This window comes from Microbulbifer sp. ARAS458-1, from assembly GCF_045348205.1.
GTDB lineage: Bacteria > Pseudomonadota > Gammaproteobacteria > Pseudomonadales > Cellvibrionaceae > Microbulbifer.
Map to the genome: position 1 here is coordinate 1 of NZ_CP155838.1, position 20,753 is coordinate 20,753.

Here is a 20,753-nt window from a genome sequence, read left to right on the forward strand (position 1 = left end):
TGCTGAACCCGGACAAGGCGGTAAATTGTTAAAGAGCTGATACCTTAAACGCGACAACTACGTTGACAGATACCGCGCAGCGGCGGCTTACTTTGTGTAGTTTTTGCGCGAAAATAGGAGCGTAGCGACTGCGCAAAAAGTGCGCAAAGTAAGACGTCGGTCTGCCGCACCTTGTTAGGTAAAAAGGAGCCTCGTGTTAACCGAGGAAAAAAAATAAATTGTGATATACACTATTGAAAAGCACCAACAAAATAATTTATTGCTGCTAAATCGCCTCCCATCACTCTCTTGCGACACGATCCAATCTCCTAAGTAGTAGTTTACTCCAGACATGTAGGTAGAAAAAACGCTCGCTATAAATGCGCTACCTGCTGGCACAATAAATATCAGCACGATAATAAATGCCTGAATGTAAAATTTGTCATGATTTCCAAACGGGACATAGACTGAAACCATAAACACGTAAGTTATAAATAATACTTTAAAATATATAGGAAGATATCTTTCTCTCAGCGCTTTTTGTTTTTGCCAATTTTCTTCCTGCCTTATTCTTTTCGACATTGTAGACGGGCTGTACTTCGAAAATTTTCTCAATGCTCATTTACCTAACGCCCAGCGCAGGCGCAGCCAGCGCGGAGCACCTTTTGTGTTAATGTTTGAGCGACAGCGAGCAACACAAAAGGTGCGTAGCGTTGGCTGTCGCCCTGCCGCTGATTGTTAGAGTTATTGTCCAAGCCAGTACTGATATCTTGTACTCGGCTGCGTTACGGCTATCTTGCAGATATCTTTACTTTTTAGTAAAAGTCGAGAAATATTAGAGAAATCATGATTGATAGTTTCACCCTGCTCTTTCGCAGCCATTGTAAAACGAGCCATGGCAGTTTCTTGGTTACTCAAACCTTCTGAAAGCTTTAACGCAAGATCAGCTGATCTACGTAATTCTTGAGAAAGCTCAGAATTGCCATTTCTCTTAACAGCTACAGCGCCGTATGAATAAAATGCGGCACATTCAGCAAGCTCGTGAGCTTGATTAGACCTAGCTCGATCAGGCTCGTACGAAAAAACACTGGCCGAAATCAACGATAGAACCAGAACGGTGATAAATCCTTTCATTGTGCTCTCCTTACTCTAACGCCCAGCGCAGGCGCTGCCAACGCGGAGCATCTTTTGTGTTAATGTTTGAGCGACAGCGAGTAACACAAAAGGTGCGTAGTGTTGGCTGTCGCTCTGCCGCTGCTTGTTATACGCTTGGCCGAAGCCACACGAATGTTATTAGTGCTGGTAGTACCACAGAGACTACAACAACAAAAAATGCCATGAAACTAATTCTTCTAGGCTCCAGCATTGAGCTTTGGAGATCTGATGCTGAATGCCAGACAGTAACTTTTTTGCCTACAGGATAACTGGAGAGAACTTCGTTAACCTCAATTCCATAGCTAGACGGCATTACTCGATAACCAGTAAGCTCTTTTCCGCCAGCCACGTAGAAATATTCAATATCCCAGTGAGCTTGCCCTCCATAACGTCCCGACGACCACACCATTTCCGATTTAGTTATTACACCAGGCACTGGATTGCTAAAGTCACTTTTGATCCAGCTGTAGACTCCACTAAATGCTTTCCCTCCAGCTTCGCCTCCCCAAGCGAAAATCAAAAATGCTATTACTCCAAGTAGATACCTATTGTTCATATTTGCGTATAACAGTTTTATTCAATAGCCCCAGATATAGACATAATGTCTACATCTGGGCATGAGATGTCTATATATACCCATAATGGCTATATATAGGCATTTCACCTCTTCTCGCACATGTCTATATCTAGGCATAAATGCACTGCCCCAGACTACTACCAAGGCGCCTCATTCGACTCGACCCTCGCCATGCGAATCGGCTTTAAGGCAGTTTTGCGCACCGTATGAACAATAAAGCCCCGCATTGCGGGGCTTTATGATCAGCTGACTTCGGCAAGGTTGCCTTTGCTTTCCAGCCACTGCTTGCGGTCGCTCGCGCGCTTCTTGGCGAGGAGCATATCCAGTAGCTGATTGCTGTTGTCACCCGCGTCTATATACAGCTGTACCAGCCGCCGCGTGTTAGGATCCATGGTGGTTTCGCGCAGCTGCAAGGGGTTCATTTCACCCAGACCTTTAAATCGTGTTACCTGAATTTTGCCTTTCTTTTTCTCGGCACTGATACGGTCAAGAATTCCCTGGCGCTCGGCGTCATCCAGTGCGTAGTAAACCTCTTTGCCAATATCGATGCGGAACAGCGGCGGCATGGCTACGTACACGTGGCCGGCGGTAATCAATGGGCGGAAGTGGCGCAGGAAGAGTGCACACAGGAGCGTTGCAATGTGCAGGCCGTCAGAATCGGCGTCGGCGAGAATACAGATTTTGTTGTAGCGCAGCCCCTCCAGATTGTCGCTGCCGGGATCGACGCCGAGGGCGACGGCGATATCGTGCACTTCCTGGCTGGCGAGGATTTCGCTGGCATCTACTTCCCAGGTGTTCAGAATCTTTCCGCGCAGGGGCATGATGGCCTGGAATTCGCGGTCGCGCGCCTGCTTGGCGGAACCACCAGCGGAGTCCCCTTCCACCAGAAAGAGTTCGGAGCGGCTGGCATCGGCACTGGAGCAGTCGGCAAGTTTGCCGGGTAATGCGGGGCCTTGGGTGACCTTTTTACGCGCGACTTTTTTGGCCGAGCGCAGGCGCTTTTGTGCATTGCTGATGCAGAGCTCGGCAAGTTTGTCGCCGTCTTCCGTATGCTGATTGAGCCAAAGGCCGAACGCATCTTTGGCCACACCGGAAATAAAGGCGGTGGCTTCACGGGAACTGAGACGCTCCTTGGTCTGGCCGGAAAATTGCGGGTCGGCGAGTTTGGCGGAGAGCACGTAGGAGCACTGTCCCCAGATGTCTTCCGGGCCGAGTTTAACGCCCCGCGGAAGCAGGTTGCGGATCTCGCAGTACTCGCGCATAGCGTCCAGCAGTCCCGCGCGCAGTCCATTCACATGGGTGCCGCCCTGGGCGGTGGGGATCAGGTTGACGTAGGACTCGGCGGTAACCTCACCGCCTTCCGGCAACCATTGCACGGCCCAGTCTGCGGCTTCGGTCTGCGCGGCGAAGTTGCCGATAAACGGCTCGGCGGGCAGCACTTCCCAGCCCTGATTGGCGGCTGCGAGGTAGTCCTTGAGGCCATCTTCGTAGTACCACTGGTCAGACTCGCCATCCTGCTCATTGATAAAGGTGACGTTGAGGCCGGGGCAGAGCACCGCCTTGGCACGCAGCAGGTGACGCAGGCGCGGTACGGAAAATTTATGCGAGTCGAAATATTTGGGATCCGGCAGGAAGCGCACGCTGGTGCCAGTAGTGCGTTTGCCACATTCGCCGACGACTTCCAGGTCGGAGGCTTTTTCACCGTCCTGGAAACCGATGCGGTGCACCTTGCCATCCCGCTGGATGGTCACTTCCAGTACTTTGGACAGGGCATTCACTACGGAAACACCGACCCCGTGCAGGCCACCGGAAAACTGGTAGTTGTTGTTGGAGAACTTACCGCCAGCATGGAGCGTAGAGAGGATCACTTCCACTCCGGGGCGCCCCTGCTCCGGGTGGATATCCACTGGCATGCCACGGCCGTCATCACTGACGGAGATGGAGTGGTCTTTATGCAGCACCACTTCGATTTTCTTGGCGTGCCCGGCGAGGGCTTCGTCGACGCTGTTGTCGATCACTTCCTGGGCGAGGTGATTGGGGCGCGTGGTTTCGGTGTACATCCCCGGGCGTTTTTTCACCGGGTCCAGGCCCGTCAATACCTCGATATCTTCTGCGGAATAATTAGCCATAGAGTTCTGCTCGCCGTGGCCGGCGCCTACTGCTTGGTGTTGTTCTTTATTGATCGGAAAACAGGAAATCTACCAGCGCGGGCATATGGCGGGCAAATTCCTGAAAGCTGTGGTCACCACCATCTTCGATGGTTTGCCGATGGCCGCGGTAGAATGCTTCTGCCTCGCGGCAGTCGAGCGTTTCATCACCGCGCTGCGCCAGCAGCCAGTAGCGCCCACTCAAGGTTGCCGGTATCCCCGCTTCCAGCTGTCGCATGTTATCCAGATCCTGCGTTCGCAGGCGATAGGTTTTATCCTCACCGCTGTAGGGCTTCAGGTCCTGACCAACGTAGTCGGGCATGAAGCGCGACGGTGAGACCGCGGGGTTGATGAGAACCGCGGGAAGCCCGTGCTGCTCCGCCAGCCAGGTACTCCAGAAGCCCCCCATGGAGCTACCCACCAGGCCGATGGGCCCTGGATGCGAGGCTCTGAATTCGGCCAGTGCATTGCCCAGAGCCATGGCGGCCTCTGCGGGATAGGGCGAGATCAGCGGAGCGTAGAAGACAACCTCCGGATGCGTCTGCTGTAGCCACGCCTTGAGCTGCTGACACTTGAAGGACTGGGGCGACGACAGGAACCCGTGCAGATAGACCAGCAGCGGGCGCTCCTGAGGCGCCAGGGGGCGATGTTGAGGGTTGGCATGTTGCGACATGCTGGGGATTATAACGATGCCGCCGGCAGAAGTACCGGCGGCATTGCGGATGTTTTCTATGTCCGCTTACTGAAGTGACTCGTCGAGGCTGGCGAATGCGCGGCGCAGATCAATTTTCATATCGCGCCAGAAGGTGACGCTGGTAAACCGCTCGAAGCGGCCACCCGGGCCGAGGCTGCCGAAGTTTTCTCCGATATCCCGGCGATCGCTGAAGCGCATTAGCGGGTTGCCCTCGAGGTCGGTCAGCTCACCGGAAAGGGTGCCGTAGGCACTCTGGTCGGTGTAGACCCGCCACAGCCAGGGTTGCGGATCCAGCGGCGCGCCGAGGGCGAAGCGGCTCAGATCGAGCTGCATCACGTAGTCGGCTTCCGCCTTGTCCGTTACCAGCTGACTCTGGCGCGGAGCAAGGAAGCGCTCACTGAGGGTTTCCCCCATCACTTCCTGCAGCTTCACCAGGTCTTTATCGCGGAACTCGTAATCCTTGGCCCGCAGTGGTGAGCTGGCCGTGGGGAAGCGCTTGCTGTACTCCACACCCACCGGTTCCAGATATACCTTGGCACCACTCATATCGAACGCATATGCGGCACTGACGCTGTCCAGGCCGGTTTCACGGGGAATCAGGCCATCGGCCTGGTCCTCAGGCGTCGCCACCAGCTGCTGGGCGCAGCCAGCGATAAACGTAGTGGCAAGCAATAGCAGGGGCAGGACGTTTTTAGGGATTTTCTGCATGGTGACCTCACTTCCTGATGAACACGAATGTTGTTGCAGCCGGCGCCGGCAAACTGCCAGCCTGCGGTCTGCAGGAACCCGGTACCACTAAACCGCGAATTCAGGTGCCATCTTAGAATAGATTGGCGGCCGACAAGTCACGTAAGTCAGGTTAAGAAATGCAAATGGATTTTTGATCTGCGTTTAAGGTGCCGTGTGGAATCAGTATCCGGAAGATGCCAGATCGACACTGTATTCGGCGATGACGACCCGCTCTACGCCCGTCTCGTAGTGACCGTCGTCGTGTAGGTCGAACCAGCGGTAACCGGGCATTTCGCTGTCTACGGCGAATGGGCCGCTGCCGGGGGTGAACTGTACCGAAGTGGATGGCGTGGCGTGCAGGCCGATATTGCCCAGGTGGCTGTCGAACTGCTGGTGTACGTGCCCCCAGGTGATGGCGCGCACATTGTCTGCTTTCTGCACCAGCTCGATAAACGTGTCGCGCCCCGCCTTCAGCATGTGGCCGTCAATCCAGTGGCTGCCGACGGCTACCGGCTGGTGATGCATCATTAGCATGAGTGGATGATCGGCGTAGTTTTCAAGCAACTGCGCAATGCGCGCGAGCTCGGCCTCATCAAAACCACCACAGATCTGGCCGGGCACACTGGTATCCAGTAACAACAACCGCCAGTTGCCCACATTGACCACTTCCGGGCGGCGTTTTGCTGCCAGTTGATCCATCCGCTGGGGGTTATCGTGATTGCCAGGCAGCCAGAACCAGGGGGACTGTACCCGCTGCATTTTGTGCAGGAAGCGGCGGTAAGAGGCTTCGGAGGCATTCGCTGAGACGTCGCCGGTCACTACCATCAACTCGGGCGTCACCGGATTTTTTTCCAGGGCGGCGAGCACCTCATCCAGAGTGTGGCCGGTGTCGAGACCCAGCAACTGATAATCCGGCCGGCCGCCAATATGGGGGTCGGTAAACTGGATCAGCCGATGTGCTGCTTGTGCTGGATTGTTACTCACATTCTCACCTTGCCGGTACATCCATGTACGCCTGTACGATGCCCGGCGACTACTCAGGTCTATTCAGGTCGGCGGTTGAGTTCCGAAGGGGAGAGTAACTTCGGCGCGACCATTGGCCAGGCAGTGGGCCAACCACTCACTCAGATAGCGGTTGACCTGTTGGCGCTCGTCTTCATTGTGCATGGCCGGATTGGGATAGCGGAAATTCAGTCCATCACCACCTACCGGGCCCTGTCCGTTCACCGCGACAACTTCCGCCATCCGTGCATCGTGATAGAGGCGTACGGTGATCGGCGGCGGGGTCAGCCAGTGTTTGTCCTTGTCGCTGGATTCGCTGGCCGAGGCCTGAAGACACACCTCGGTGGTGTACCTGCTACGATCCAGCACGGCGACTTCCAGGGTCCCGTTAGGGATCTGATAGCGCCAGCTCTGATTATCTGCGAGCTCCGGCATCAACTTGCACAGGCGAAGGTAGTTCGCATCGCAATCGGCGTGATAGGTGGGTAAGTCCACACGAAAGCGGTCCTTACCAGCCGCCGCCGGGCCACGAGAGCTCTCTCGCGCTGGCGATGCCGTTTTGTTTCGGCCTGTGTCTGCCGGTACCGCCATTATCGACACTCCTGTTGAGTTCACGCCGTGACTGATCTCTCAAAATATCTGCGGCGCGGTGAAATTTCGACGCATCTTGCCAATTTACGAACAAAAACCGACCAAATCAGCAGCTGCGTCATCGCCCGATACTGGCAGCCTGGAAGCAAGGGGCTGGGAGGCACACACCGCTAGTAACCGTTCACTACCTTGGCAGTATCCAGCGGTGATTGCCATTAAAGTGTAACTATCAGGGGAATGATAAGGTCAAGATAGGCTGATCCATCCAATCAGAGATTGGGGTGCGCCTCCGCAGCCTGGTCCAGCTGCGTCCGGTTGAGCTGCAACCACTGCAGACTGATGATGCTGGCGGCATTGTCGATGGCTGCGTCACCGCTCTCCATAGCGGCGATCACGCTATCCAGGGGGAAAACTCTGAGACAGATATCTTCATGCTCGTCCGCCAGGCCAAATACCCCCTCTGTACCCCGCAGGTCGGTACAGGCACAAAAAAGGTGCATGCGCTCGCTGGAGCCGCCGGGGCTCGGCAGGTAGCTGCGGATATAGTGAAGGTCCTGCACCTGTATGCCCGCCTCTTCCTGCAGCTCTCGACGGGCGACCTCCTCGAGGGATTCTCCGTCTTCCACCATCCCGGCGACGACTTCCAGACACCAGGGGCTCGGGTCTCGCTCCAGGGCACCGATGCGGAACTGCTCGGTCAATGCAACCAGCTGGTGCTGCGGGTCGTACAGAAGCACCCCCACGGCGTTGCCGCGCACAAACAGCTCCCGCTCCATTTCCTCCCCCCAGCCACCGCGGTAGAGGCGGTGACGCAGGCGCAGTTTGTGCATTTTGAAGAAACCGTCATACACGGTCTGGCGCTGGATAATATCCACCGCGCCGCGGGTAAACTGGGGGCGCAGATCCGTTTTTTCACTCATTCGCGCGTTCCTATGTGGCCAACTCGCCGGGCTCAGTCGAAGCCGACATCATTGTAAGGCGGGAAGCGGGCGAGAATCTGGCTGGCCTCCTGACGCAGCTGGAATAGCTGCTGCTCCGGCGCATCGTAACGACCGGCTACAGAGGGCATAGACCCACGCCACAGGGGCGCCTCGTCCGGCGAGAGAACATCCACTATCAGCGACGACTCACGATATTCACGCACTCGCAACGGCGCACGCCAGCCGAACCCGAAATAGCGGTAGCCACCGTAAATGGAAAACGGGTCTTCGTAGACCGCGACTTTATCGGCGCTGAACAGCTGTACCCGCACCAGAAAGTCCGCTTGTTCGCGGCTGGCGGCGGGTTGGTAGCTGCCTTTGAGAATGTCATCCACCGCCTGGCTCGCACGTTTGCTTTCAAACGGTGAGACAGGCCCATTGGCGAGGGTGTCGAGCAGGTAGTAACTGCGCAGGTTGGCAAATTTGTAGGTGGGGTCGTAATCGACCGCCACCGGATTAGGGGCTGCGCAGCCGGCCAGCAGCAGGGCGGCGAGCAGCCCCAGAGTAACGGCGGCAAGCGGTGTACGTCGTTGCAGTGAAGCCATGACTTCTCCCGGTAGTGCGTTGAGAGTCGCGGCGTCCCTGCCGAAACTGTTATTTGTTGTGCGTAAAATATCTGAACAATATGGTGGGCCTATTTGTGAGAGGGATTCTATCCCTAATCACTCCCTCCGATCACGAGGCCGGCGGCAGGTCTTTCAGCAGCTCACCCACGGCACTGTTCAGAATCCGCTGGCGCTCTTGCTTGTCTTCCGGGCGCGCAATCAATTTGGTAGCACTGCCGCCCCAGATGGGCATGGCATTTTGCGGGCCGATCCCCACAGAGAGGGTGACTTTAGGCGCGCCGCTGCGATCCGGCAATTCAACCACACCCCGCTGGGCGTTGCTGTCGAACTGGGAATCCCAGCTTTCGTTGTTGTCGTCGCTGGCAAACTCCTCTTCCACCACCGCGATCTGATAATCCACCACCATCTGCGCACTGTCGGTGCTGGCCACCTGGCGATACCCGCGGGACTGCAGCAGGCCACCCACCACCTGACGCAACTCGGTGTCCAGCTCCACCAGCTGTGCCGGTGCGCCGGTATCCGCACTCAGGGCTTCCGTACCCCAGGCATAGGTTTGAAATGCGACCGGAGCACCGGGAGACTGGATACGCTCGATTTTTGTCGGTGTCCCACAGCCGGCGAGCCCGAGGGCGACGCCCAGCGCGAGCATCATAGCGACAACAGGCGCGGTAACAGGTTTGTGCATAATTCCCATGAAAGCTTCCTTAGGTCCTTGGTGCGACGAAGGTGCGGCGATTCGCTGAGCTCCGCAAACGAAACTCCTTCGTGTTATTTGAAACTGTCTTCCAGAGCCGGATATAACTCGATTTTCGGGCTCCACAGCAACCACTCGTCTTCCGGCTTCCCGTACAGTGGATAATGGCTGCCGGACTCTACTTCAAGCCCCATTTCCGGGTTGTTCGGGGTGGCGAAGGCAATGCCGCCGGCCAGCAGTGCCTGCGTTGATTCGGTGTGGACATCGAGGCCGGTCATCAGGCCAAAGTTGACGTCCACACCGCTGGCATTCCAGAAGCGCGTGTGCTCCCGCACCAGGGTGCGAAACTGGGGCTCAATATAAACATAGATGTAAACCCGGTCCGCCAGTTCCCCAAGCTGGTATCCGGTCACGCGCCCAACCTGCACCTGACGGTAATACACCGGGCTGCCGCGTTTCAGTGAACCCCGTCGCGGTGCATCCAGAATCAACGCCAGACCGGGCATCATCATGGTATCCGCAAGGTCCGGTTCCGGCTTGGCGGCCATGGCTACAAACTCGGTCTGCGGGTCGTTGCCGCTGCCCGGCTCCAACTCGAGATAGGGTCCGGTAACCAGTGTTTCCAGATTGCCCACGCCATCCAGGCCCAGCTTCGGCCCCACTACCCACATCCGGGTTCCCGTGCGCGCGAAGCGTTCCGCCCGTCGGTACAGGCGGGCGCGGGCGCGCACACCGTCCATTTCCAGGGTGAGGCGCATACGGGTGATCTCACCCACCTGAATACCCCGGTAGCGCAGTGCCGATCCCACCTTCAACCCCTCATCACCCTTGAGGTCGATATAGATATTGATCCCCTCTTCCTGCGCCTCTTCACGGCTGCTATACAACCGGAAACTGTCACCGGTGCGCGCACTTTCCGCGTTCTTGCTGTGATGGGGTCCGCTACCGAAGGCAATACCACCGCGCACCACGGACAACAAAGCGTCGGTTTCCACCTCGATACCCTCGAGACTGGCGCTGGCGCGCACGCCACTGACGTTCCAGAAGCGGCTATCGCTATTGACCAGATGTGCGTAGGGGGGATCGATCACCACGTACACCTCTACCCCGGAGCCATCGGGTAACAGCGCCATCCCCTGTACCCGCCCCACTTCAATCTGGCGGTAATACACCGACGCCCCCCGCTGCAGAGAGCCGGTACTGCGCGCGGTCAATGTGAGGTGTAGCCCGGGCACTCGCGGATCGCGCTGGGGCGGTTTCGACGCGGCCTCAAAGGTGCGCACCGAGCGCTTGCCTTTGCGCAGATCAACCTCGATGCGATTGCCTTTCAGCAGGTCGTTTACCCCAGAGGTGAAATCCAGGGTGGGTGGTGCCAGCCAGAAGCGGGTATTTTCACTGAGCAGGTCGTCGGTGATGGGATCCATCAGTACCTTCACCGACATACCATTGATGCTGCGATTGGCCTTGACGCTGCTGACCTCCCCCACCTTGATACCCTGGTAGATCACCTCAGTGGAGCCCTCTGCCAGGCTGACCCCGCGATCAAAATCCAGCGTAATGGGAATACCTGCGTCGGCCTCGGCAAAATTTTTGTACAGTTTGAACGCGTTGCCGTCTTCCGCCTGGGGCGAATGGCGCTGAGACTCGGGTGTGTAGAAACTGACCCCCCCGGCGATCAGTGACGCCAGGGATTCCAGCTCGACATTCACTCCGCTGATCCCGCCCTGGATAGACACTCCGGAGGTGTTCCAGAAGCGGCTACCGCGGTGTACAAGATGGGCGTAGGGGCGACGGATAAACAGGCTGATCTCCACCTCACTGGCATCTTCAGTCAGGCGATAGCTCTCCACCTGCCCCACTTCCAGCTGTCGGTAATACACCGGCGAGCCGCGGTTGAGCGACGCCAGACGCGGAGACTTGAGGGTGATACGCAGGCCGTCACCCCGTACGTTGGGTGGGGCCTCCGTTACCGCCACAAAGTGTTTCTGCGACGGGCCACTGCCGGGCTCGATGGCGATGTAATTGCCAGAGACCAGTGCTTCCAGACCGCGGACGCCCGTGAGCGACACTTCCGGTTTCACCAGCCAGAATTTACTGCCGCGGGTCAATAGATAGGCGGCGCTGTGGTTGAAGCGCACCTCCGCGACGACGCCGTCCTGCCCGTCCAGCTCCTTGGCATTGGGCGCCAGACGGAAGTCCTCCACCACACCGATTTCCACCCCGGAGTACTTCACCGCGGTCTTGCCTTTTACCAGGCCATCGCCGGTGGAAAACAGGATGGTGGCCTTGATATCCCCCTGGGTAAAATCTTCATACAGCAGCCAGGCCGCGATGGCTGCGGCAATCAGTGGCAGCAGCCACACCAGCGAAATCCCGCGACTGCGGCGCGCCACCCCTTCGGGCGGGGCGTCGTAATCCAATGGCGGTTCGCTCATTCGGTCTCCCTGTGCGTTTTATTCTTTACCGCTGTACTCGCCTGCAGCCTGGCTTCGTATACGTCCCACACCAGGCGCGGATCAAATGCGCGCACCGCAAACATGGTCACCACCACCACGGTAGCGAAGGCAGTGCTGCCGGCGCCCGCCTCCACTTCGGCAATGGCTCCCATATCCACGAGCGCCACAAGAATAGAGATCATAAACAGGTCCAGCAGAGACCAGCGGCCGATAGCATTGACCACCCGGTAGATCCGCATGGCCTGACGCGGTGCCACATTCAGGCGCCACTGTACGATGAGGCACAGAATCACCAGCCCAACCAGCTTCATCACCGGCACCGCGATACTCGCCACAAACACGATCAACGCGATGCCCCAGAGTCCATTCTGGTACAGCTCCAGGGCGCCGCCGATAATCGTACTTGGCTCACCGGCCCCCAGATAGATGACCGTCATCACCGGCAATATATTCGCCGGAATCAGCAGCAGCGCGCCGGTAATTGTCAGCGCCCAGGTCAGCATCAGACTGGATTCGATCCGCCCGTGCATACGCGCACCGCAGCGCGGACACAGGCAGCTTTGCGTCTGCGGCGACACCCGCACCAGCTGGCGGCAACCGAGGCAGGTCCAGAACCCGTGAGACAATGCGCGCGCGGGACGGTTCACACGGTATCCTCTTCTTGGTTGCGCTCCGCAGCGTCACTTTGTGCGCGGCGACGCGCCAGCCTTGCCCAGATGGTTTCCGCGTCAAACGACACGGAAGTGGCACTGGCCACCACCATCATGGCAACAAAGCAATAAAGACCGGGCTCCACAGTCATCTTGCCCAGATCCGACATTTTCACCAGTGCCACCAGAATGCCGAGCATATACACATCCAGCATGCCCCACTCCTGCAGGTGGTGATACCAGCGCAGGGCGCGCGCGACCGGCCCGGCCATGCTGGCCCAACCGCTACCCCAGCAGATAAACCCCAGCAACAGGAATTTCCCCAGCGGCGCCAGCACACTGCAGAACAGTACGATGGAAGCCAGCCAGATATAGCCGGCGGCAAAAAGTGCCTGCACACCGTTCATCAGGGTGTTCTCGGCACCAAAAGAAAACAGCGAGAACTCCAGTAGCGGCAGGGTTGCGGTGGGGATGAACAGTAGCAGCCCACACAGGCTCAGTGCCGCGGTTTGCGCCACACTGCGGTCCATATTGCGATGCAGGGAGGCGCCACAGCGCGGGCACAGCAGACTCTGCCCCACCGGGGCATGGGCGCGCGTCAGCAGCAGGTCGCACTGGTGGCAGGCCCGCTGCCAGGCAACAGGCCCGGTATCCGGGTTTTGCGTATGCCGGCAAGTCTGATCCAAACCCTGCCCCATAAATCGTCTGCGCGCTCCGTGTATCCGCTTTTTCCGGTGTGAATCCCACCTGCCAGCCCCGGAATTTCATCTTCCACGCGGCCGCGCACCTGCGTGCATCCATTCGGCGCCAGTGGCGCGTCTGATGGGCGGGAACGGCGAAAAGCCGATGGGCGGGCAAATATTTGTCACTGGACGCGCATTCGCGTCCGTTTAACGAAGATATACCAATTTGCCCCAACCGTCGCCTCGACGCTCCTGCGGGCGGACGGTACACTCTCGCGACCGCGGGCCCGATCTCCGTCTTGTAAACGGATGCCAGCAATAAATGCTAACGAGAAGGGGCCAAGCCAGCATTGCCTTCAGAGCACTCGACAGACTGGCTCCAGAACCATTTCACGCGCATAAATAACGAACAGTGCGCAGTGAAATGCAATGCGGGGTTTACAGGAAAGCAGTGGGCGTTGGGGTTCGCATACCACAGACGCCACCGGAAACTTGAAGACCGCAGCTGTCACAGGAAATCAAACGAAATGACAAGAAGTGCAAAAGGGCGCATCGCACGCAAGCTGGGACGCCCGATGAAATCTCTGCTCGCCGCGACCGTTTTGGGGTTGGGTACCGGGCTTGGCGCCATTCAGGCGCAAGCGGACACTCTGTGGGAGGTGTACCTGCAGGCACTGGATAACGATCCACAACTGGCCGCGGACCGCGCAGCCTACCGCGCGGGTCTCGAAGCCAAAAATCTCGGCCGTTCGGCGCTGCTGCCTCAGGTGAACGCCTCCGCGGAAGCCAGCAGAACCAAAACTGACGCCACGCGATTCAACTACACCTTTACCGAAAATCAGGTTGTTGTAGTTCCCAACCGCAGCGATACCGATACCGACGAGCGCATTTACTCGGCGACCCTCAGCCAGGCGCTGTTCGATTTGCCGGCTTGGTTCGGCTACAAGCAGGGCAAAACCGCCAGCGAGCAATCTACCGCGGAGTTCAGCGCCAACCAGCAGGACATGATGCTGCGTGTCGCCAGCGCCTATTTTGACGTGTTGCGCGCCCACGATGTACTGGAGGCCGCACTGGCAGAAGAGAAAGCCCTGGCCAAGCAGCTGGAGCAGACGCAACAGCGCTTTGAAGTGGGCCTGACCGCGATTACCGACGTCTACGACTCCCGCTCTGCGTACGACAGTGCCGTTGCCCGCCGCCTGACCGCTCAGGACGACCTGTTGAGCAACTTTGACGCTCTCTCGGTGCTGACCGGCCGCGATCACGATGTGGTTGCCCCGCTGCAGCCCAACTTTACCGTTGCCCCACCGGAGCCCGCCGATCGTGCCGCCTGGGTAGAGTTTGCCCTGGTCAACAACTACAGCCTGAAAGCGGCCCGCCTCGCCGCCGATGCCGCCCGCTACGGTGCTCGCGCGGCGGCGGCCGAGCATCTGCCCACACTGACCGGCACCCTGAATTATCAGGATTATCACCAGGACGGTTCCTCCACCACCTCGGTCCCGGGAGAGCTGGACGAGCGCCTGCCCATTTCCACAGACAGCCAGACCAAGTATGCGGCGATCACCTTCAACATGCCGCTGTATACCGGTGGTGGCCTCAGCGCCAGCCGTCGCGAGGCGCGCAACCTGGCCTTCCAGGCGGAAGATATCCGCAACCTGACCGAGCGCAATACCATTCAGAGCACCCGTACCCTGCACCGCGCGGTCACTACCGATACCAGCCGGGTAGAGGCCCGCGAACAGGCTGTGATTTCCGCCAAAAGCGCGCTGGACGCCACTCAGGCGGGTTACGAGGTAGGTACGCGCAATATCGTGGACGTACTGCTGGCTCAGCGCACCCTCGCGCTGGCCCGGACCGACTACGCCAACGCGCTCTACGACTACATCCTCAACACCCTGAACCTGAAACTGGTGGCGGGCCTGCTGGCACCGGAAGACCTGCAGCAGCTGGACACGCGCTTGAATCCGGCCACTCCGGTTTCCCGTGCCCATATCCTCGATAGCGGCGCAGCGAGCTTCAGCAAGTAACCGCTCCCCTATTGAGGGGGAAACCTGACGCGCTTCGCGACTTTTGCGCGAAGCGCAGAAATTGAAGGCCGGTACTGCTATAGTCCCGGCCTTTTTTCCGTCTGGAGAAAACTGGCGCGGCCACTGGCTACAATTGCCGCTACCCAAGATTTATTTGCGATCCAACTATCCATGAAGCACCTGATCACCGGCAATGCCGGCTTTATCGGTTTCCACGTCGCCCGCGCGCTGATGGCCCGCGGCGATGCCGTAGTGGGCATCGACAACGTCAACGACTACTACGAGACCAGCCTCAAGGAAGCCCGCTTGCGCGAGCTGGAACACGCCGCACAGCAGCACGGCGTCGCCTACCAGTTTGAACGGGCCAATATTGCCGATCGCGCAGCACTGGACAGGATCTTCGCCGAACACCAGTTCGACCGGGTTATCCACCTGGCCGCCCAGGCCGGCGTGCGTCACTCGATCGAGCACCCGGAATCCTATGTAGAGAGCAACCTGGTGGGGTTTTCGAACCTGCTGGAGGTGTGCCGCTACGCCAGCACACCACACCTCACGTACGCCAGCACCAGCAGTGTCTATGGCGGCAATACCCAGATGCCATTCAGTGAAGACCACGGTGTTGACCACCCACTGCAGTTTTACGCCGCCACCAAGCGCGCCAATGAGCTGATGGCCCACAGCTACAGTCACCTGTTTCAGATACCGACCACCGGCCTGCGCTTCTTTACCGTATACGGCCCCTGGGGGCGCCCGGATATGGCTCTATTCAAGTTCACCCGCCTGATCCTCGAAGACAGCCCCATCCCTGTGTTCAACCACGGCCATCACACGCGGGATTTCACCTATATCGACGACATCGTCGAGGGTGTGATCAAATCCAGCGATCAGGTCGCCACGGCGGATCAGCACTGGTCCAGCGATGCACCGGTGCCATCCACCAGTAATGCGCCCTTCCGGGTATTCAACATCGGCAATGGCAACCCCGCACAGCTGGTCGACTATATCGACGCGCTGGAAGAAGCACTGGGGAAAAAGGCGATTCGCGAGATGCTACCCATGCAGGCGGGCGATATTCTGGATACCCACGCGGACACCAGCAAGCTGCAGCAGGCGGTGAACTACCGCCCGAATACCAGTGTGCGTGAGGGCGTGGGGAAATTTGTGGAGTGGTACCGAAACTACTATTCGGTATGATTCGAATGAATCCTAGGCCGCCATTTGCGCGCGATAGGCGCTCAGCAACCTGCGCCAGTTGTCTTCCGTGAACTGGAAGCCTGGCAGACGCCCCATTTCCTTGTCCAGGGAGCGGCGCAGGCGCGACACGTTACCGTCCGCATCCTGACGGGACAGCGGGCTGCGGATCGCCCCCTTGTCGAAATCGATCAGATACCAGTCCGCACCCGTCAGTAATATATTGTGTACATTGAGGTCAGCGTGGTACACGTTGTGCCGGTGGAAGCGCGCAATCAGCCCGCCCAGCGCCTCCCAGAGCCCCTCATCTAGCGGCCCCTGACACAAAGCCTCGGCCAGCGTCCGCGAATCCGCTACCCGCTCGGTTATCAACGCACCGCGATAGGCGAGCGGCGGCAGGCTCACGCAGCGCGCCGCCACCGGGCGCGGTACCGGCAAGCCCAGTGCACGCATTTCCCGCAGCATATTGAATTCCCGCCACATCCGCGTATCCGCGAGAGGACTGTGCAGATAGGTTTTCTTGACGACCCGTCCGGCCAGGCCTCCCCGGTGATACTGCTTGAATACCAGCTCCAGGCCGTTGTATTCGAACATGATCGCCGTTCCGCGCTGTACCTGGCGGCCACCGCTCGCCTGCGCCAGCCAATCGGGCCGAAACAGTTTTTCACAGTCGGCACCGACAAGCGCATCGTCAAAAATGATCGAGACGCGCTTGCGCGTGAATTGTTGATACCCCACAGAATGCCCCCAAAAACGCCCCGGACCGGTGATTCGGGCCTGGACCACCAGGTTCCCAGCCACTGGGTAGCGGCTGAGCTTTAGAAATTTTTACACATTCTACCCGTAGCGACCGCCGCGCCACAGTACTGCCATCCCCCATAGGCCACTTAATGGGAATATTTTTCTGTAGATCTCAGGGTTTTCTCGGTGTTCGCACCTTTCGTTCCAGCCGGTCCAGCAGTTTCAGCCAGCCGGCACCCTGCATGGGGTCATAGGCCCAGGGGGTTTTCAGCCGGCGCTCCGCAGAGAGAAACTCCTCCGCAACCGGCAGGCGCGGTGGCTGTGACTCCTGCAGAGCTGCAACCTCTTCTCCCGACATCATGCGCAACGGATAAAACCCACAGCTGCGCACCCACTCACCAAAGCGCAGCGCGAGGGATTTCTGCTTGCCCCGATAAGCGCCACCATTGGGTAGCCACATGGCGAAGGGCGCGCGCATTCTCGCCATGCGGCAAAAAATCTTCGCCGCGCGACGATTATTCACCGACTCGCCCACTTCAAATTCCCAGCCAACACTGCGCAGGCGGGCGACGTCGGCTATCAACAGGGCGGAAAACCAGGTTCCCGTAGAACGTTTGCGGGGATACCAGAACCAGAAGTTGCGCTCTGCATCAAAGCGAAAATCCCGATCCGCGGATTTCTTCAGCGAAATACCGCGCACAAACGCGGGGGAGATAAATCCGAGATCCGGTTGAGCATCAAAGCTTTCTTTTAACCCCTGAATATCGGCTTCGGACAACGGCCGCACCATCTGGGTATCGTCCTGCAGAAAGCACATCAACTCGTCATCGGATGCCATCTCAAACGCGGCCTGCATATTGGCATACAGCCCTCCCAGCTTGTGTCCGGACTCCGCGGTCCGATCGATCACCCGGTGTCGCTTCGCCACTGCCGCCAGCACCTCGCGGGTCTCCGGATCATCGCTCCCATCATCAATGATCGTGAGCCGACATTGGGGTGCGCAGGTCTCGATGGAACTGACGCAGTTTTCCAGATACCGACCACGATTGAACGAAAACACAAAGATATGCATATAACTGCCCATATTCCCATCTCTGTCTTACAGAGAGGCGTCAATTCAGCGCTTGTCTGCAACAAGCCGTCATAAAAAGTTAAGAAGGAAAGCCTATCAAACCTTGAACCAGGTTACTGCAACGGCGGTCCTAAACTGACTAGACTCACCGGATGAGAGCTTTACCGAGAAGGCTTTTCGTCGTACAGCCAAGGATCTGGCCGTTTCACCGCTATTTGAGATCCCTATGACCAAGCGTTTTGTCATTACCGGCTGCGGCCGATCCGGAACCACCTACATCGCCAGGCTGCTCAGTGAACTGGGCTGCCCATGCAATCACGAAGTGTTTTTTACCGGCAGCCGACCGGGGCGCGGCACTGAGCTGATGGCCCGCCTGGGCGCTCGCGAACTGCGCTGGTCGTCACCCACTATCGGTGAAGCTGCCTGGGAAGCCGCCCCCTGGCTGCCCTTGATGCCCGACGATACACATGTGCTGCACCAGCTACGCCACCCCCTGGAGTTTATCCGCTCGCGACAGAAAAAAGGTTGGGTCCACGGACGCTTTCGCAGCCGCCACCTGCCCCATTTCCCGCGCATGAATAAAGCGCGCTTTGCCGCACTGCCCCTCCCGGAGCAGGCTGACTGGCTGGCCAGATTCTGGATCGACTGGAATGCACTGGTTGAAGAGCGAGCGCGAGGAAAGTCCTACCTGCGCTACCGGATCGAGGACTTCGATCTGGCCAAACTGAATGAAATGCTTACCTGGATCCAGTTCCCCCATGACCCGGATACCGTCGAGCAGGTGTTTTCCCAGCTACCGACCAATGTGAACACCCGCGGACAGAAGCGTGACGATATCACCCTAAACCTGCTGCCTGAGGAAACCCGCAGCAATCTGGCCTCCGCTGCCAAGCGTTACGGGTACCACCTGTGAGCCGCAAAAACCTGTACAATTCGCGCGCAGAATTACCGGTATCCTCCGCGGAGAAATAATGAATCAATCCGTCATGAACCTGTCCGTCATCATGACCACCTACAACTCGCCGGAATGGTTAGAGAAAGTACTGTGGGGCTACAGTTGTCAGACTGAGCAGCCACTGGAGGTGATTGTGGCCGACGATGGCTCCGGCCCGGAGACGGGGCAGCTTATCGAGCGCCTGCGCCAGGAGACGGGCCTGGATATTCGTCATATCTGGCAGAAAGACGACGGCTTTCGCAAATGCCGTATTCTCAACAAGGCCATTCTCAGCGCGCGCGGTGATTACCTGGTGTTTACCGATGGCGACTGTATTCCGCGGGCCGACTTTCTCGCCGTGCACAAGCGTCGCGCCGAGCGCGGGTATTTTCTTTCCGGTAGTTACTTCAAGCTGCCCATGAGCACCAGCGAAACCATCAACCGCGACGATATCCTGTCCGGGCGCTGCTTCGATTTCAAATGGCTGTGCAAAAACGGCCTGAACACCCGGCGCAAAACCCTCAAGCTGCGCGCCACACCGCGCTGGGCACCGCTGCTCAACCGCCTCACCCCCACTGCCTGCAACCTGAAGGGCTCCAACGCTTCGGCATGGAAAGAGGACTGCCTCAAGGTCAACGGGTTTGACGAGCGCATGGCCTGGGGTGGCCTCGATCGCGAATTTGGTGTGCGCCTGGAAAATGCTGGTGTCAGACCTCGCCACGTACGTTTCGATGCGATCTGTATTCACCTGGATCACCCCCGCGGCTACGCAGACCCGAAAATCGTCGCGCGTAACAAGGCACTTCGCTTGCGCGTGGCCAAAGAGGGCATCGTCGAAACGCCTCAAGGTATTCGCCAGCTTATCGAGTCCGGCTACCTACCTCAGTAGCTCCCAGCGCACACCAACACACTGTCAACAGAAGCAAATTCAATGAGTGCACCGACAACCAACAAGCACTGGTCCGACCCCATCGTCAGCCGCTTCCTGCGCCTCGCAGCCAGCGGCCTGGTACCGCCTTCACTGTTTCAGAAACCCCTGCCAACAGAGAGTGAACGCGCCGCGCGTACCGGTGTACTGGATATCGAGATTGTCAGCCACTGCTGGCAATACTCGCACTTCCTGATTTACCAGCTGAGCTCACTGGTCCTGTTCCCACCGACCAGGGCCACCGTCACCATGACCGTGTACTACAACCGCGAAGATACCCGCACCGCAGCCGTGCTGGATTTTTTCCGCAGGCAGCAGGTGCCCGGCGTGACCTGGAACTGGTGTGAACTCCCCAAGGAATCCCTGTACCGCCGCGCCATCGGCCGCAATCAGGCTGCCCTTGCCACCAAAGCCGACTGGATCTGGTTTACCGATTGCGACCTGATGTTCCGGGAAAACTGCATCGACCAGCTGGCTGAGCTGCTCCAGGGCCGCAAGGACGCACTGGTTTTCCCAGAACGCGAGCGTATTACCTCGCTGCTGGCGGACGACGACCCGATGCTGAACTTTGACCCTGACAATCTGAGTCTCGCCGACATCGATGACTCCCGCTTTATCGAGCAGACCCGCGACCGCGCCACCGGCCCGCTTCAGATTGCCCACGGTGATATGGCCCGCGCCGGTGGTTACTGTGACTGCCTGCGCTATTACCAGAAGCCCGCTGAACGCTGGTGTAAGGCCCACGAAGACCGAGCTTTCCGCTGGCTGCTGGGCACCCAGGGCACCCCGCTGGCCATCCCCGGTGTCTACCGGATTCGCCATATCAGCAAGGGGCGCTATACCGGCAGTAAGCTGAACACCCAGATCCGCAGCAGCGTGCGGCAGGCCACGGACAAGCACTGAGACACCTCGGTTACGTACACAGCTCGCGCAAAAAAAGCCGGATGCGATCGCACCCGG

The 20,753-nt window shown here is 58.3% G+C and carries 20 protein-coding genes; 5 read left to right on the plus strand and 15 right to left on the minus strand.

The window, feature by feature from the left end; translation table 11 throughout:
* Window positions 1-723: 723 nt before the first annotated feature.
* The 13 genes from AAFH99_RS00005 to AAFH99_RS00065 all read right to left on the minus strand — a co-directional run bounded on the left by AAFH99_RS00005 (window position 724) and on the right by AAFH99_RS00065 (window position 12,918).
* Window positions 724-1,113: a hypothetical protein gene (locus AAFH99_RS00005; protein WP_406828309.1), complete on the minus strand. Its 390-nt coding sequence runs from the start codon at window positions 1,111-1,113 to the stop codon at window positions 724-726.
* Window positions 1,114-1,240: 127 nt separating this feature from the next.
* A complete protein-coding gene (locus AAFH99_RS00010) occupies window positions 1,241-1,690 on the minus strand; it encodes a DUF3592 domain-containing protein (protein WP_081847960.1) in 450 nt (149 codons plus the stop codon).
* 263 nt (window positions 1,691-1,953) lie between these two features.
* Entirely contained in the window at window positions 1,954-3,840 is a 1,887-nt protein-coding gene (parE, locus tag AAFH99_RS00015; protein ID WP_406828310.1) for a DNA topoisomerase IV subunit B, read from the minus strand.
* 46 nt (window positions 3,841-3,886) lie between these two features.
* A complete protein-coding gene (locus tag AAFH99_RS00020; RefSeq protein ID WP_406828311.1) occupies window positions 3,887-4,531 on the minus strand; it encodes a YqiA/YcfP family alpha/beta fold hydrolase in 645 nt (214 codons plus the stop codon).
* Window positions 4,532-4,597: 66 nt separating this feature from the next.
* Window positions 4,598-5,260 carry a hypothetical protein gene (locus tag AAFH99_RS00025; RefSeq protein WP_043319363.1) on the minus strand — a complete coding sequence of 221 codons (663 nt, stop codon included), beginning with the start codon at window positions 5,258-5,260 and terminating at the stop codon, window positions 4,598-4,600.
* A gap of 201 nt (window positions 5,261-5,461) precedes the next feature.
* Window positions 5,462-6,265, minus strand: coding sequence for a metallophosphoesterase (locus tag AAFH99_RS00030; protein WP_043320421.1), 804 nt, complete (start codon window positions 6,263-6,265; stop codon window positions 5,462-5,464).
* Between the two features lie 63 nt (window positions 6,266-6,328).
* Window positions 6,329-6,874, minus strand: a complete 546-nt coding sequence (locus AAFH99_RS00035) for a DUF1249 domain-containing protein (RefSeq protein ID WP_051687187.1) — start codon at window positions 6,872-6,874, stop codon at window positions 6,329-6,331.
* A gap of 269 nt (window positions 6,875-7,143) precedes the next feature.
* Window positions 7,144-7,794, minus strand: a complete 651-nt coding sequence (locus AAFH99_RS00040; RefSeq protein WP_043319365.1) for an NUDIX domain-containing protein — start codon at window positions 7,792-7,794, stop codon at window positions 7,144-7,146.
* 32 nt (window positions 7,795-7,826) lie between these two features.
* On the minus strand, window positions 7,827-8,399 hold the full coding sequence (locus AAFH99_RS00045) for a DUF4136 domain-containing protein (RefSeq protein ID WP_043319367.1): 573 nt from the start codon (window positions 8,397-8,399) through the stop codon (window positions 7,827-7,829).
* A 130-nt stretch (window positions 8,400-8,529) separates the two neighbouring features.
* Complete coding sequence (locus AAFH99_RS00050) at window positions 8,530-9,114, minus strand: DUF4136 domain-containing protein (protein ID WP_043319368.1); 585 nt, start codon at window positions 9,112-9,114, stop codon at window positions 8,530-8,532.
* 74 nt (window positions 9,115-9,188) lie between these two features.
* On the minus strand, window positions 9,189-11,549 hold the full coding sequence (locus tag AAFH99_RS00055; protein ID WP_051687188.1) for a PqiB family protein: 2,361 nt from the start codon (window positions 11,547-11,549) through the stop codon (window positions 9,189-9,191).
* A complete protein-coding gene (locus AAFH99_RS00060) occupies window positions 11,546-12,217 on the minus strand; it encodes a paraquat-inducible protein A (protein WP_406828313.1) in 672 nt (223 codons plus the stop codon). Before AAFH99_RS00060 ends, AAFH99_RS00055 begins: the two co-directional genes overlap by 4 nt.
* A complete protein-coding gene (locus AAFH99_RS00065) occupies window positions 12,214-12,918 on the minus strand; it encodes a paraquat-inducible protein A (RefSeq protein WP_231491854.1) in 705 nt (234 codons plus the stop codon). Before AAFH99_RS00065 ends, AAFH99_RS00060 begins: the two co-directional genes overlap by 4 nt.
* A 512-nt stretch (window positions 12,919-13,430) precedes the next feature.
* Between AAFH99_RS00065 and AAFH99_RS00070 the strand changes: the two genes are divergently transcribed.
* Together AAFH99_RS00070 and AAFH99_RS00075 are read left to right on the plus strand one after the other, a co-directional pair.
* Window positions 13,431-14,927: a TolC family outer membrane protein gene (locus tag AAFH99_RS00070; RefSeq protein WP_406828314.1), complete on the plus strand. Its 1,497-nt coding sequence runs from the start codon at window positions 13,431-13,433 to the stop codon at window positions 14,925-14,927.
* Window positions 14,928-15,098: 171 nt separating this feature from the next.
* Window positions 15,099-16,121 (plus strand): NAD-dependent epimerase, encoded by a 1,023-nt coding sequence (locus AAFH99_RS00075; RefSeq protein ID WP_406828315.1) that lies wholly within the window; start codon window positions 15,099-15,101, stop codon window positions 16,119-16,121.
* Window positions 16,122-16,133: 12 nt separating this feature from the next.
* On the opposite strand, the gene AAFH99_RS00080 is transcribed toward AAFH99_RS00075, so the two are convergent.
* Both AAFH99_RS00080 and AAFH99_RS00085 read right to left on the minus strand, forming a co-directional pair.
* The gene (locus AAFH99_RS00080) at window positions 16,134-16,856 is read right to left on the minus strand and encodes a 3-deoxy-D-manno-octulosonic acid kinase (protein WP_043320426.1); all 723 of its coding nucleotides are present in this window, start codon (window positions 16,854-16,856) and stop codon (window positions 16,134-16,136) included.
* Window positions 16,857-17,031: 175 nt separating this feature from the next.
* Window positions 17,032-17,943 carry a glycosyltransferase gene (locus AAFH99_RS00085; protein WP_406828316.1) on the minus strand — a complete coding sequence of 304 codons (912 nt, stop codon included), beginning with the start codon at window positions 17,941-17,943 and terminating at the stop codon, window positions 17,032-17,034.
* 214 nt (window positions 17,944-18,157) lie between these two features.
* Between AAFH99_RS00085 and AAFH99_RS00090 the strand changes: the two genes are divergently transcribed.
* Genes AAFH99_RS00090 through AAFH99_RS00100 form a run of 3 tightly spaced genes read left to right on the plus strand, consistent with a single transcriptional unit; the run spans window position 18,158 to window position 20,696 of the window.
* A complete protein-coding gene (locus AAFH99_RS00090) occupies window positions 18,158-18,844 on the plus strand; it encodes a sulfotransferase family protein (RefSeq protein ID WP_043319374.1) in 687 nt (228 codons plus the stop codon).
* 58 nt (window positions 18,845-18,902) lie between these two features.
* Entirely contained in the window at window positions 18,903-19,754 is an 852-nt protein-coding gene (locus tag AAFH99_RS00095; RefSeq protein WP_231491856.1) for a glycosyltransferase family 2 protein, read from the plus strand.
* 42 nt (window positions 19,755-19,796) lie between these two features.
* Window positions 19,797-20,696, plus strand: coding sequence for a glycosyltransferase family A protein (locus AAFH99_RS00100; protein WP_043319376.1), 900 nt, complete (start codon window positions 19,797-19,799; stop codon window positions 20,694-20,696).
* The last annotated feature ends 57 nt before the right edge of the window (window positions 20,697-20,753 follow it).